Source organism: Streptomyces sp. SAI-127 (assembly GCF_029894425.1).
Taxonomy (GTDB): Bacteria; Actinomycetota; Actinomycetes; order Streptomycetales; family Streptomycetaceae; genus Streptomyces.
This window is the reverse complement of the sequence record NZ_JARXYJ010000001.1, coordinates 9,858,463-9,872,108: the sequence shown is the minus strand read 5'-3', so window position 1 is coordinate 9,872,108 and position 13,646 is coordinate 9,858,463. Positions and strand designations below refer to the sequence as shown.

Annotated in this window: 9 protein-coding genes and 1 pseudogene; 5 read left to right on the top strand and 5 right to left on the bottom strand. The window is 70.4% G+C overall.

The annotated features are described in order from the left end of the window. Positions 1 to 67 precede the first annotated feature (67 nt). The 3 genes and pseudogenes from M2157_RS45205 to M2157_RS45195 all read right to left on the bottom strand — a co-directional run bounded on the left by M2157_RS45205 (position 68) and on the right by M2157_RS45195 (position 4,344). Positions 68 to 750 (bottom strand): annotated as a pseudogene (locus M2157_RS45205) (response regulator transcription factor). Beyond that, complete coding sequence (locus M2157_RS45200) at positions 747 to 2,093, bottom strand: histidine kinase (RefSeq protein WP_280868097.1); 1,347 nt, start codon at positions 2,091 to 2,093, stop codon at positions 747 to 749. Before M2157_RS45200 ends, M2157_RS45205 begins: the two are co-directional and overlap by 4 nt. 7 nt (positions 2,094 to 2,100) lie before the next feature. Beyond that, a complete protein-coding gene (locus M2157_RS45195; RefSeq protein WP_280855322.1) occupies positions 2,101 to 4,344 on the bottom strand; it encodes an MMPL family transporter in 2,244 nt (747 codons plus the stop codon). A gap of 203 nt (positions 4,345 to 4,547) precedes the next feature. Between M2157_RS45195 and M2157_RS45190 the strand changes: the two genes are divergently transcribed. After that, the gene (locus M2157_RS45190; protein ID WP_280868096.1) at positions 4,548 to 5,000 is read left to right on the top strand and encodes a cytidine deaminase; all 453 of its coding nucleotides are present in this window, start codon (positions 4,548 to 4,550) and stop codon (positions 4,998 to 5,000) included. A gap of 59 nt (positions 5,001 to 5,059) precedes the next feature. Here M2157_RS45190 and M2157_RS45185 read toward each other — a convergent pair whose 3' ends face one another. Beyond that, on the bottom strand, positions 5,060 to 6,298 hold the full coding sequence (locus tag M2157_RS45185; protein ID WP_280868363.1) for an ROK family transcriptional regulator: 1,239 nt from the start codon (positions 6,296 to 6,298) through the stop codon (positions 5,060 to 5,062). A gap of 240 nt (positions 6,299 to 6,538) precedes the next feature. Here M2157_RS45185 and M2157_RS45180 point away from each other — a divergent pair, with 240 nt between their 5' ends. The 4 genes from M2157_RS45180 (at position 6,539) to M2157_RS45165 (ending at position 12,879) form a co-directional block, all read left to right on the top strand. Then, positions 6,539 to 7,918: an extracellular solute-binding protein gene (locus tag M2157_RS45180; protein WP_280855324.1), complete on the top strand. Its 1,380-nt coding sequence runs from the start codon at positions 6,539 to 6,541 to the stop codon at positions 7,916 to 7,918. Positions 7,919 to 7,989: 71 nt separating this feature from the next. Continuing rightward, a complete protein-coding gene (locus M2157_RS45175) occupies positions 7,990 to 8,838 on the top strand; it encodes a sugar ABC transporter permease (protein ID WP_280858899.1) in 849 nt (282 codons plus the stop codon). Beyond that, a complete protein-coding gene (locus tag M2157_RS45170; RefSeq protein WP_280855325.1) occupies positions 8,838 to 9,734 on the top strand; it encodes a carbohydrate ABC transporter permease in 897 nt (298 codons plus the stop codon). Before M2157_RS45175 ends, M2157_RS45170 begins: the two co-directional genes overlap by 1 nt. Positions 9,735 to 9,786: 52 nt before the next feature. Beyond that, positions 9,787 to 12,879 carry a glycoside hydrolase family 38 C-terminal domain-containing protein gene (locus M2157_RS45165; RefSeq protein ID WP_280868095.1) on the top strand — a complete coding sequence of 1,031 codons (3,093 nt, stop codon included), beginning with the start codon at positions 9,787 to 9,789 and terminating at the stop codon, positions 12,877 to 12,879. Between the two features lie 18 nt (positions 12,880 to 12,897). Here the strand turns inward: M2157_RS45165 and M2157_RS45160 are convergent, their stop codons facing one another. Then, a complete protein-coding gene (locus tag M2157_RS45160) occupies positions 12,898 to 13,584 on the bottom strand; it encodes an SDR family oxidoreductase (protein WP_280855327.1) in 687 nt (228 codons plus the stop codon). Between the last annotated feature and the right edge of the window lie 62 nt (positions 13,585 to 13,646).

The following is a 13,646-nucleotide window of genomic DNA, read 5'->3' as shown; positions in this document are numbered from 1 at the left end:
TGTGCGCCGCGCTCTCGTGGCGCACCGGAGCACGCCGCCCGATGCGCGCGGCGAGCGAGTGCGGGTGCTACGACAGGTGGTCGGGGGCAGCCTGGGCCAGGCCCGTCCGGTAGGCGATGACGACGAGAGTTGCGCCCGGTCGCGGGCGTCCAGCTTCGTCATGGCGCGCTGCACGTGGGCGCGGACGGTGAAGGGGCTGAGGAACATCCGCTCGGCGATCTCCTGGTTGGACAGGCCGGTCGCGACCAGAGCCACCATCTCGCGTTCACGCGGGGTGAGCACGGCGAGCTGTTCGGGGCGGTGCGACGGGACTTCGTCCGGTGTGGCCAGGAAACGGGCGACCAGGGAACGGGTCGCGGCGGGGGACAGAAGTGTGTCGCCGTCGGCGATCGTCCGCACGGCGTCCAGCAGGTCCTCGGCGCCGATGCCCTTGCCGATGAAGCCGCCCGCACCCGCGCGCAGCGCCTGGGCGACGTATTCGTCGGTCTCGTACGTGGTGAGGATCAGGATGCGGCTGGCGCGCAGTTCCGGGTCCGCGCAGATCTCCGACGTGGCGGTGAGGCCGTCCACCTCGGGCATCCGGATGTCCATGACCACCACGTCCGGGCGCAGTTCCCGGGTGAGTCTCACCGCCTCCCTGCCGTCGGCTGCCTCACCGACCACGGTGATGTCGTCGGCGGAGTCGAGAAGCAACCGGAAGGCGCCCCGCAGCAGGGCCTGATCGTCGGCAAGCAGCACGCGGAGCGTCACAGCGCATCCCCGGCCTCTGCGTCGGCCGCCCGTCCGTCGCCTGTCCGTCCGTCGCCTGTCGCTGCGTCGGCCATCCGGCTCTCGACGGCTGTTGCTCGGTCCGTTCCGTGCGTCGCGTCCTTGGCGGGCGGGAGGGGGAGTTGGGCGGAGACGAGAAAACCGCCCTCCGGGCGCCTGCCCGCGGAGAGGTGCCCCCCGACCGCGGTGGCACGCTCACGCATCCCGATCAGTCCGTAACCGGGCGGACGGTCCCCCGCCGTGGCCGCACGCGGCCCCGCGGCGGCGGCCGATGCCATTCGGGCGCCCCCTCCGTCGTCGGCGACCGTGATGGTCACACGGTCGCGATTCCAGACGAGGCGCACCCGGGCGCTACGGGTACCGGCGTGCTTGGTCACGTTGGTCAGGGCCTCCTGGACGATGCGGTAGGCGGTGAGGTCGACTCCCGGCGGCAGCGGCCTGGCCGTGCCCTCCTGGTGCGCCGACACCTCAAGTCCCGCGCGGCGGAAGGATTCGAGGAGCGTGGGAAGCCGGGACAGGCCGGGCGCCGGTTCGGCGGGCACGGCCGCCTCCCCGGACTGACGCAACAGGCCCACTGTGGCCCGCAGTTCGTCGAGCGCGTCGCTGGTGGTCTCGACGAGCTCCTTGAGGCTCTTGCGGGTCTGCTCCGGGCGAGTGTCGAAGAGGTGGGCGGCGACCGTGGCCTGCGCGTTGGCCAGGGTGATCTGATGGGCCACGAGGTCGTGCAGTTCGCGGGCGATGCGCACCCGTTCCTCGGCCACTCTGCGGCGCGCCTCGCTGTCCCGGCTCTGCTCGGCCCGCAGCGCACGCTCCTCCATGGCCGCCAGGTAGGCCCGCCGGTTCCGCACCGAGTGCCCGAGTACGCCCGCCACCAGTGGGAACGCCGCCACCGCTCCGACCCTGCTCGCGTCCTTCCAGGACAGGGCCCCGAACAGGGGGGTCGAGGCGACCAGCAGCGCCACGGAGATGAGCGCCACCGCGCTCACCGCGCGCCGTTCGGTGCGCGCGGTGAGCGCATAGGAGTAAGCGGTGATCACGGCGGGAGCCGCGATGAGCGGACTCAGCAGGAGGCCCAGGAACGGCGCCAGCACGCCGCTCGCGGTCGTGACCGCCATGGCGGCCAGGGGCGCCCGGTGCCGCACCGGCAGCACGGCACAGGACACCACGGCGATGAAGTAGGCGACGGCGGACGGCGGTGACAGCGTGCTGCCGTCGTCCTTCACCACGCCGCCGAGCAGACAGAGCGCGAACGCCGTCGCCGTGATCGCTCCCTCCCGCCACCACGTGCCGCGTGGTCGCGGGCCACCGCCCCCTGTGTTCGTCATGGCCGGCTCAGTCCCGCCCGACGGGGAGCCGCCGCACCGCCGCGTCCGGCTCGGCCGTAGCGGCCGGGACATGCCTGCTCAGTGCCTCACCCTCGATATCCACATTCGGCAGCACACGGTTCAGGATACGAGGCAGCCACCAGGCCCGGTGGCCGAGCAGTGCCAGGACAGCGGGGGCGATCGCCATCCGGACCACGAAGGCGTCGAAGGCGACGGCGGCGGCCAGGCCGACGCCCATCGTCTGGATGGTCGGGCTGGTCATCCCGACGAAACCGGCGAACACGCTGATCATGATGATCGCCGCCGCGGCCACCACACGTCCGCTGTGCCGGAATCCGCTGACGATCGCCTCGCCGGGAGACGCGCCGTGGACGTAGGCCTCCCGCATCCGGGTGAGGAGGAAGACCTCGTAGTCCATGGCGAGGCCGAACACTATGCCGATGATGAGAATCGGCATCAGCGACATGACCGGTCCGGTCTGTTCGATGCCGAGCAGGTCCGCCGCCCAGCCCCACTGGAAGACGGCGACGAGGACGCCGAACGCGGCACCCACCGACAGCAGGAAGCCGAGCGCGGCCTTGACCGGGACCAGCAGCGAGCGGAAGACCACCGTCAGCAGGAGCACCGCCAGGCCGATGACCACGGTCAGATACGGGACGAGGGCGTCGGACATGGCTTCGGAGATGTCGATGTTCATCGCGGTGGTGCCGGTCACCAGGACGGCGGCGCCCGTGTCGGCCTCGACGCCCGGGACCGCGTCCCGGATCGCGTGCACCAGGTCCTTGGTCTCGCCGCTGTTCGGCGCGGTCCGCGGGACGGCGGTGATGACGGCCGTGTCCTTGGTCCGGCTGAGCACCGGATCACCGACCGATGCGACCCCGTCCACTCCCCCGACGGTCTTGACGACCAGGTCCGTGGTGGCCCGGGTGTCCTCGGACGCCGACATGTCCACGACCACGGTCAACGGGCCGTTGAAGCCGGGGCCGAAGCCTTCCGACAGCAGATCGTAGGCACGGCGCTGGGTTGTCTCCACCGACTTGGACTCGTCGCCGGGCAGCCCGAGTTCGAGGCTCAGCGCCGGTAGGGCGACGGCGCCGAGACCGAGTCCTGAGATCATCAGCACGGCCACCGGCCGGCGCAGCACGAACCGCGCCCAGCGGGTGCCGAGCCCGGGCCGGTCGGCCGCGGCGGGCACCCGTTGCGGGCGCTCGCTTCCCGGGCTGGTGGCCTTGCGGATACGGCGGGACAGCACCCGTCGCCCGAAGAAGCCGAACAGCGCGGGGACCAGGGTCAGGGCGACGAGTACGGCCAGGGCCACGGCACCCGCGCCGCCCATGCCCATCTTGGTGAGTTCGGGGATTCCGACGACTCCCAGCCCGGCCAGGGCGATGATGACGGTCGCGCCGGCGAAGACGACCGCGGATCCGGCCGTGCCCACCGCCCGGCCGGCGGCCTCCTCGGGCTCGCTGCCCTGGGCGCGCTCGTCCCGGAAGCGGGAGGTGATGAACAGTGCGTAGTCGATGCCGACCGCCAGGCCCAGCATCAGGGCCAGGATGGCGACGGTGGATGTCAGACCCAGTGGAACGGCCAGTGCGGAGACCAGACCGAAGGCGATGGCCACGCCCGTGAACGCGGTCAGCAGTGACAGTCCGGCCGCGACCAGCGAGCCGAGGGCGAGGACCAGCACCACCGCCGCCACCGCCACGCCGATGAGTTCCGTCGTACCGCCCAGTTCCTCTTCCGCGTCCAGGGCCGAACCGCCGATCTCCACGGTCAGCCCCGCGTCCCGGGCCTGGCTCGCCGCGTCCTCGAGGGCGCTCTTCGTCGACCCGGTCAGGTCGACGGCGTCCGCGGTGTAGGTGATCGTGGAGTAGGCGATGGTGCCGTCCTCGCTGACCGCGCCGGTCGTATAGGGGTCGGTGGTCGACGCGACCTGACCGCCTCCGTCCAGCGAGCCGAGCGCGTCCTCGACGGCCGCCTTGTTCTCGCCGGCCGTCACCCGCTGCCCGTCCGGGGCCCGGAACACCAAGCGGGCCTCGGCTCCCTGGGAGTTGCTCTGCGGGAAGCGCTCGTCCAGCAGGTCGAACGCCTTCTGCGACTCAGTGCCGGGCATGGAGAGGTCCTCTTCCTCCCCGGCCGGCGCCATGGCGGCGGCAGCGACGGCCAGCAGCAAGGCGCTCAGCCACAGACCGCCCACGAGACGGCGCCGCCGGAAGGCCCACCGTCCGATCCGGTAAAGAAAAGTAGCCACCTGTTGATCACTCCAGACGCCGCGAGGCAGGGGGAATGCGCGGGATTCGCACGCCTCCAACCCTTCCTTCCGGCGCCCCGCCGGGCATCGTCCTCCGCCGCCGTCCTCCCCTGGTGCACCCGGACCACCCACTCCCGTGTCCTAGTGCCTACGCACCAGTCCGACTTGGGCGTGGACGGGTCCGCCGGAGGTACGTTTCCTCCATGGCCGTTGATCAGGAACTCGTGGACGCCGCCATCGGGCTGGCCCGCCACCGCTTCCCCGGACAGGACTGGTCCGGGGCCGCCGCGCTGCGCCTCGACGACGGAGCGATCCTCACGAGCACTGCCCCGGACGCGCCGAACAGCGCGGTGGGCCTCTGCCACGAGACGGGCGCCATCTGTGAGGCCTTCAAACTGGGGCGGCGCGTGGTGGCGTCCGTGTGCGTGACCGCCGCCGACAAGGATCGCGGGTACTGGATCCTGGCACCCTGTGGTGTCTGCCAGGAGCGCCTCTTCGCCTACGGCCCGGACGTCGAGGTCGCCGTCCCGGAACCTGCCGACCCACGCCGCTGGCGCACACTGCGGCTTCGGGACGTCCAGCCCCATTGGTTCGCGCGAGTCTTCCCGGACGATGTCTGGCCTTACGAAGCCCCGGACCCGGAACCCCGGAACTGACCCGGACTTCGGACACAGGACATCAGCCCAGCCCCAACTCGACGCGCCCCGCCCCCACTTCAGCCCGGCACATCCGTCAGCATCCGCCACCCCGGCGCATAGTTCCCGTGCAGCACCAGCGACGCCGCCCCCACCGCGCCCACCGTCTCGCCGATCACACTCTGCTCGACGGCGACCGCGCGGATCGTACGGGCGACGGACGTGCGGTTGACGGCGGCCTCGACCTCCTCGCGGATGATCGGCTCGATGCCGCGCAGCGCCTCGCCGCCGAGGACCACCCGGCTGACGTCGAGGAGGCTGGCAGCGCCGCGCGCGGCCTCGCCGATACGGCGCGCGGCACGCCGTACGACATCGCAGGCGTCGGGGTCGTCCGCGCGGGCCGCTCGGCGCAGGGCCTTCCAGTCGTGGTGCACGGAGTCGGGCGTACCGGTGAGGCCGATGCGGTCGGCGGCGGTCCGGCCGTGCAGGCGCAGCAGGTCGTCGATGATCGCGGCCGGGCTGACATACGGGCCGAGGCAGTCCATCGCACCGCAGTGGCAGACACGGTCACCGGGCTCCACGGCCATGTGGCCGAACTCGCCGGCGTTGCCCGAATCGCCGTGCAGGACCGTGTTGTTGAGGACGATACCGGCGCCGACGCCCGTGCCGAGGTAGATGAACAGGAAGCTGCCCGCCCGGTCCGCGCCGCCGATCCAGCGCTCGCCGATGGCTGCGGCGGTGGCGTCGTTGTCGAGGGCGACGGGCAGGCCGGTGGCGGCGGCGAACATGTCCGCGAGGGGCACGCGGCCCCAGCCGGGGAAGTTCGGCGGGGACACCACGGCGCCGGTGCTGCCGTCGAGGGGCCCGGGCGCGGCGATGCCGAGGCCGAGCAGGCGGGTGCGGTCCACGGCGCTGCGGTCGAGGAGGCGCCCGGTGGTGCGCGCGATGCGGTCCACGACGTCGGCCGGGTCGCCCGGGTCGGTGAGCCGCAGCCGTCGGCTGCCGATCACCTCGCCGGCCAGGTCGACCACCACGATGACCGCGGCCTCGGGGTCGAGGTGGACGCCGACCGCGCACGCCCCGTCGGCCCGGATGGTCAGCAGGGTGCGGCGCTTGCCGCCGCTGGAGGGGGCCTGGCCGGATTCGGCCACGAGGCCCGCGTCGAGGAGCTTGCGGACGACGTTGGAGACGGTCTGGTTGGTCAGGCCGGTGAGGGCGGCCAGCTCGACCCGGCTCACCTGTCCCGTGGTGCGGATGGCGTCCAGGACGACGGCCTGGTTGTAGCCGCCGACCCGCGGCAGGTTCGTCCCGCTGAGCATCGTCACCTGTCGGTCACCTGATCCCCTCACATCCGCCACCCCGGCACTCCCGTGGCGAAAGTTTACATACTCGAAGCATTGACTTCATCCATCAAATGGATTTAGCTGACGCCCATCAAATTCCGGCCATCCAGGCCGATCAGCGCAGGGTGGCGCAGAGCGTGGGGCGTCGTCCGGGCTGGCGTCCAGGCCGAAAAACTCGCGGCTTTCCCTCAGGTTTCGCGTCCCGGAGGAACCACTGTGCGCTCGAGAATCGTCACCGCCGCGGCCTTCACCGCCGCCACCGCCCTGGCCGCCACCGGCTGCGGTTCGGGCTCGTCAGGCAGCTCGGCCAAGTCCATCAAGGTCGTCTACTGGCAGAACCTGGACAGCACCAACAAGCTCCAGGCCAACTTCCTCGCCTCGAGGGTGAAGGAGTTCACCAAGGCCAACCCGGGCACCAAGGTGACCCTCGTGCCGGTGACCGCCTCCGAGAACGACTACTACACCAAACTCCAGCTCATGATGCGCTCCCCCGCGACCGCGCCCGACCTGGTCTACGAGGACACCGCGCTCATCAACTCCGACATCGCGGGCGGCTACCTCAAGCCGCTGGACACCTACACCGCCAAGTGGGCCGACTGGTCGCAGTACGCCAAGGCCGCCAAGGGCGCGGTGACCGGAGCCTCCGACGGCAAGACCTACGCCGTACCGGACGACACCGACACCCGCGGGATCTGGTACAACAAGCAGCTTCTCCAGAAGGCCGGGATCTCCGTGCCCTGGCAGCCGAAGACCTGGGCCGACGTGATCGCCGCCGCCAGAAAGATCAAGGCGAAGCTGCCCGACGTCACCCCGCTGAACCTCTACACCGGCCAGGCGGGCGGCGAGGCCTCCTCCATGCAGGGCTTCGAGATGCTCCTGTACGGCACTCCTGCCGGCGACAAGTCGCTCTACGACGCCTCGCAGAAGAAGTGGGTGGTGGGCAGCCAGGGCTTCAAGGACGCACTGGACTTCGTCCACACCGTGTACGGCCAGGGGCTCGGCCCGGCCAAGGAGCAGGCGCTGGGCGCCAACTTCGGGACCGCCGTGGGCACCGAGCTCATCCCCGAGGGCAAGCTGGCGATCGACATCGACGGCTCCTGGATGCCCAACAACTGGAGTTCGTCGGCGGCCAAGCCGTGGAACGAGTGGCAGTCGGTGATGGGGACCGCGGCCATGCCGACCCAGAACGGTCAGGCGCCCGGCCGTACGAGCATGTCGGGCGGCTGGGCCTGGTCGATCCCGGCAAAGGCCAAGAACCCCGACCTGGCCTGGAAGTTCCTGTCGACCACACTCCAGACGAAGACCAACGCCGCCAAGTGGAACGCGACCAACGCCAACATCGCGGTGCGCACGGACGTCGCGTCGGACCCGACGTACCTGAACTCGGTACCGACCAACAAGTTCTTCACGGAGCTGGTCGCCGACACCCACTACCGGCCCGGGCTGCCCGAGTACAACCAGGTCTCAACCGCGATCCAGAAGGCGATGGAGTCCGTGACGACCGGTCAGGCCTCCGTCGACAAGGCCGCCTCGACCTTCGATAACGATGTCAAGGCGGCGGTGGGCGACGACAAGACCGCGGAGGGCACTTCGTGACCGCCCTCGCCCCGGCGCCTCACGGGACCGGCGGTCACCACCGCCGGTCCCGCGGGGCGCCCGCCCGCTCGCTGCTGCGCGGCCTGCCCACGATCCCGGCCGTGGTCCTGCTGGCCGTCTTCCTGGCCGGCCCGATCGCGTACTGCGTGTACTACGCGTTCACCGACATGCAGCTCACCGGTGCCGCCGGGACCGACTTCGTCGGCTTCGACAACTTCACCAGGGCGTTCGAGGACACCGACTTCCTCAACGCGATGTGGCTGACCCTGCTGTTCGTGGTCGGCTCCGCGGTCGTCGGCCAGAACACCCTCGGGCTCGCGCTCGCGGTCCTGACGCAGAAGGCCACCCAGCCGGTACGGGCACTCGTCAACGGCGTGGTCATCGCCGCGTGGGTGCTGCCCGAGGTGGTCGCCGGCTATCTGATGTACGCCTTCTTCTACGACCAGGGCTCACTCAACTCGCTTCTGGACGCGGTGCATCTGCCGGACCAGAACTGGCTCTACACGATGCCCATCCTCGCGGTGTGCCTGGCCAACGTGTGGCGCGGCACCGCCTTCTCGCTGATGGTCTTCACCGCCGCCATCAACGACGTACCGCAGGAGTTGGTGGAGGCCGCCGAGATGGACGGAGCGGGCCCCTGGCAGCGGCTGTGGCGGGTCGTGCTGCCGGTCATCAGGCCCTCGATCCTGACCAACCTGATGCTGATCACGCTCCAGACGCTCTCCGTCTTCGGGCTGATCTACACCATGACCCGCGGCGGCCCCGGCAACAAGAGCGAGACACTGCCGATCTTCATGTACCAACAGGCCTTCCAGAACAGCCTGATCGGTTACGGAACCGCCATCGCCCTCGTCCTGCTGGTCGTCGGCGCCCTCTTCTCCGTCGTGTACATCCGGCTGCTGAAACTGGAGGACGACTGATGGCCGCCGTCGCCACTCCCCCCGCCCCACCCGTCTCGAAGAAGACGGTCCCGGCACCCGCTGCCCGGCCTCCGCGCCGCATGCGTCCCGGTCGCCTCGCGATCAACCTCGTCCTGATCGCCGTGTCGGTCGTGTACGTCCTGCCGCTGCTGTGGATGGTGCTCGCCTCGGTGAGCGACACCAACTCCTTCCGGCTGACGTGGCCCTCGGCGCTGACGCTCGACAACTTCGACGCGGTACTCAACGTCGACACGACCTACCGGCCGATGCTCAACAGCCTGCTGCTGTGCGGCTTCGGCACGGCGGTGACCGTGGTGGCGTCGGTCCTGTGTGCCTACCCGCTCTCGCGCTACCGGTCCCGGGTGCGCCGACCGTTCCTGTACACGATCCTGTTCTCCACCGGGCTGCCCATCACCGCCGTGATGATCCCCGTGTACAGCATGTTCGTGCAGGTGAACCTGATCGACTCGATGCCGGGCACGACCCTGTTCCTGGCCGCGTCCGCGCTGCCGTTCGGGATCTGGCTGATGAAGAACTTCATGGACGGTGTCCCGATCGTGCTGGAGGAGGCCGCCCGTATCGACGGCGCGAACACCATGCAGGTGCTGTGGCGGGTGGTGCTGCCGCTGATGCGGCCGGGTGTCGTCGTCGTCACCATCTTCACGTTCATCGGCATGTGGGGGAACTTCTTCGTCCCCTTCATCCTGCTGCTGTCCCCGGAGAAACTCCCCGCATCCGTCAGCGTGTTCACCTTCCTCTCCGCCCACGACCAGACGCAGTACGGGCAGTTGTCGGCGTTCTCGCTCCTCTACTCGCTGCCCGTGGTGATGCTCTACCTGCTGCTGGCCCGCAAACTCGGCGGCGGCTTCGCGCTCGGCGGCGCGCTCAAGGGCTGACCCGGACTCGTTCCCCCCACCTCGTAGTACTTCGCACGGAGACGGACACCTGATGCACAACGACCGTGAAGTCACCGAACAGCGGCTGGCCCGCGTGCTCAACGAGCGGATACGGCCCGCCGTCCATGCCCGGTCCGTCCCTCTCCACGTGGAGATCTGGAACGCCCCCGGCGAGCCGGTCCCGGTCCCCGAGGGCCTGGCGGCTCCCTACCGGCCGGCCCGGGTCGGCGAGTGGTGGGGTCCTGCCTGGTCCACGAGCTGGTTCAAGGTCAGCGGGACGATCCCGGCGGACTGGGCCGGCGAGACGGTCGAGGCCGTACTGGACCTCGGATTCGCCACCCACTCCGCGGGCTTCTCCGCCGAGGGGCTGGTCTACCGGCCGGACGGCACCGCGGTGAAGGCGCTCAACCCGCGCAACACCTGGCTGCCGGTGACCGAACGAGCCGCAGGCGGTGAGGAGTTCGTCGCCTGCATCGAGGCCGCCGCCAACCCGGTCGTCATGCACACCGCTCCCGGCGAGCTCACCTTCGGCCCCACGTCGGTGGGCGGCCGGGCGCCGTGGTTGGGAGACCCGGCCGCGGACCCCGGCGAGCCCCTTTACCGGCTACGGCGTCTGGACCTCGCCGTGTTCGACCGGGAGGTCCACGAACTCGTGCAGGATCTGGAGGTGTTGGACCAGCTGATGCCCGAGCTGTCCCCGGACGCCCCGCGCCGGTGGCAGGTCCTCCGGGCCGTCGAACGCGCGCTGGACGAACTCGACCTGCAGGACATCAGCGGTGGCGCGGCCGCCGCGCGGGCAGTCCTCGCCCCCGTGCTCGCATCGCCCGCGCACGCGAGCGCGCACCGCATCTCGGCGGTGGGGCACGCCCACATCGACACCGCCTGGCTGTGGCCGCTGCGCGAGACCGTGCGCAAGGTGGCCCGGACGGTCTCCAACGTCACCCACCTCATGGACGACCACCCGGAGTTCAAGTTCGTGATGTCCCAGGCGCAGCAACTCGCCTGGCTGAAGGAGCACCGCCCCGAGGTGTACGCACGGGCGCAGGAGAAGGCGAAGACCGGGCAGTTCCTGCCGGCCGGCAGCCTGTGGGTGGAGCCCGACACCAACATCAGCGGCGGCGAGGCCCTGGTGCGCCAGTTCGTCCACGGAAAGCGGTTCTTCCTGGAGGAGTTCGGCGTCGAGACCGAGGAGATGTGGCTGCCGGACACCTTCGGCTACAACGCGGCCCTGCCGCAGCTGATGAAGCTGGCCGGGGTGAAGTGGTTCCTGACCCAGAAGATGTCCTGGAACACCACCAACAAGTTCCCGCACCACACGTTCTGGTGGGAGGGCATCGACGGCACCCGGATCTTCAGCCACTTCCCGCCCGTCGACAGCTACAACGGCGACCTGTCCGGCGCCGACGTCGCCCACAGCGTGCGGAACTTCCAGGACAAGGCCGGAGCCAACCACTCCCTCATTCCCTTCGGCTACGGCGACGGCGGTGGCGGCCCCACGCGCGAGATGCTGGCGCGCGCCGACCGGCTCAGGGACCTGGAGGGCTCGGCGCGCGTCGAGATGGAGGGGCCGGTCGACTTCTTCCGGCGCGCGCACGACGAGTACGAGGCCAACGGCGGCGCACCGGTGTGGTCCGGGGAGCTCTACCTGGAGTTCCATCGCGGCACGCTGACCAGCCAGCTCGCCACCAAGCAGGGCAACCGGCGCAGCGAACACCTGCTGCGCGAGACGGAGTTGTGGGCAGCGACCGCGGCCGTACGGCACGGGCAGCCGTATCCGTACGACGCCCTGGACCGGCTGTGGAAGACGGTGCTCCTGCATCAGTTCCACGACATCCTGCCCGGGACGTCGATCGCCTGGGTGCACCGGGAGGCGGAGGAGACGTACGCGGCCGTGGCCCGGGAACTGGAGGAGCTGATCGGCGCCGCTCAGGGGGTGTTGGCCGGGGATCCTGGAGGGTCGGTGGCTGGAGGCACGGTGGCTGGAGGCACGGTCGTCTTCAACTCCGCGCCGCACGCCCGGGGCGGTGTCGCGGCGTTCGGCGCGGGTCCGCGCCCCGAAGCCGTCGACGTGCCGGTGCCACCGGTGCCGGACGGGGACGGGTTCGTCCTCGACAACGGTCTGGTGCGGGTCGTGGTGGACGCCCGCGGTCTGATCACCTCCGCCTACGACCACACCGCCGGACGGGAGGCGCTGGCTCCCGGGGCGGTCGGCAACCTGCTCCAGTTGCACCAGGACTTCCCCAACCAGTGGGACGCCTGGGACGTCGACGTCTTCTACCGCAACACCGTGCGCGACCTCACCGATGCCGAGTCCGTGACGGCGACCGCCGACGGTGTCCGGGTGGTCCGGGTCTTCGGCGCGTCGAGGATCGAGCAGACTCTGACGTTGCCGGCCGGGTCGCGCGGGCTGGTGATCGACACGGTTGCCGACTGGCACGAGCGGGAGAAGTTCCTCAAGGCGGCCTTCCCACTGGACGTCCGGGCCGCCCACTCCACCGCCGAGATCCCCTTCGGACACGTCGAGCGGCCCACGCACACCAACACCAGCTGGGACGCAGCGAAGTTCGAGACGTGCGCCCACCGGTTCCTGCACGTCGGCGAGCCCGACTGGGGAGCCGCCCTGGTCAACGACTCCTCCTACGGCCACGACGTCACCCGTGACGTGCGCCCCGACGGCGGTACGACCACCACGGTCCGCCTCTCCCTGCTGCGCGCCGCTCGCTTCCCCGACCCGGACCAGGACCAGGGCACCCACCGGCTCGGCTACGCGCTGGTCATCGGCGCCGATGTCGCAGACGCGAGGCGCGAGGGGTACCGCTTCAACCTGCCCGAGCGTGCGGTGCCGGGCAGTGCGACGGTCGCCCCGCTGGTGTCGGTGGACCACGAGGGCGTGATCGTGGAGGCGGTCAAGCTCGCCGACGACCGCAGCGGAGACGTCGTCGTACGGCTCTACGAGTCCCGCGGTACCCGGGCGGCGGCCACACTCACCACCGGTTTCCCGCTGGCCTCTTCCCTGGTGACCGACCTGCTGGAACGACCCTTGGACGACCCGTCGAGCCACCAACAGCTGGCGGACGGTGTCCGGTTGTCGCTGCGGCCGTTCCAGATCCTGACGCTGCGGCTGCGGCCCGCATCGGGCGGCTGAGGCTCCCGTGAGCACGGGTCAGGTGGCGAGGAGGCCACCGTCCATGTGCAGGTCGTGGGCGTTGACGCCGGTGTTGCGGAGCAGGAACTCGGTGGCGTCGGCGATCTCGGCCATGGTCACCAGCCGTCCGATCGGCGTCTGGGCCGAGTGCGGCGGGTCGGGGACGTCACGCCACTTCGGGCTGTCGCCGATCAGGCCGGGGTGCAGGGCGTTCACGCGGTGCGGGGCGATCTCCACGGCGAGGGTCCGCACCAGGCCGGTGATACCGGCGTTGAAGGTACTGACGATGGTCGAGCCGGGGTACGGGCGTTCCTTGGCGAGCCCGCCGAAGAGAACGACGGAGGCGCCGGGGTTGAAGCGGTCGCGCAGCACACGGACGGTCTCGGCGTAGCCGACGAGCTTCATGGTCACGGCCGCCACGGCATCGGTGACGTTGAACTGCGCCAGGGAGTTCGCCGCCTGGCCGACCGCGGTGATGACCACGTGGTCGACCTCGGTCACGTCCGCCAACGCGGCACCGATCGTCTCCGGTTGGCCGAGGTCGAGGGCCAGCCCTCGTGTGCCGGGGCCGATCCGGGCGGCGGTGGCCTGCGACCGCGCCTTGTCCCTGCTGGTGACGACGACGTCATCGCCGCGGTCGGCGAAGTGCCGGGCGATCACTGCGCCCAGTCCGCCGCTGCCGCCTACCACGAGTGTGCTGGTCATACGGTGACCGTCCTTCAGCTGCCGGTTGGGCGCACCCAACTCTTAATATCCACTTGGATATT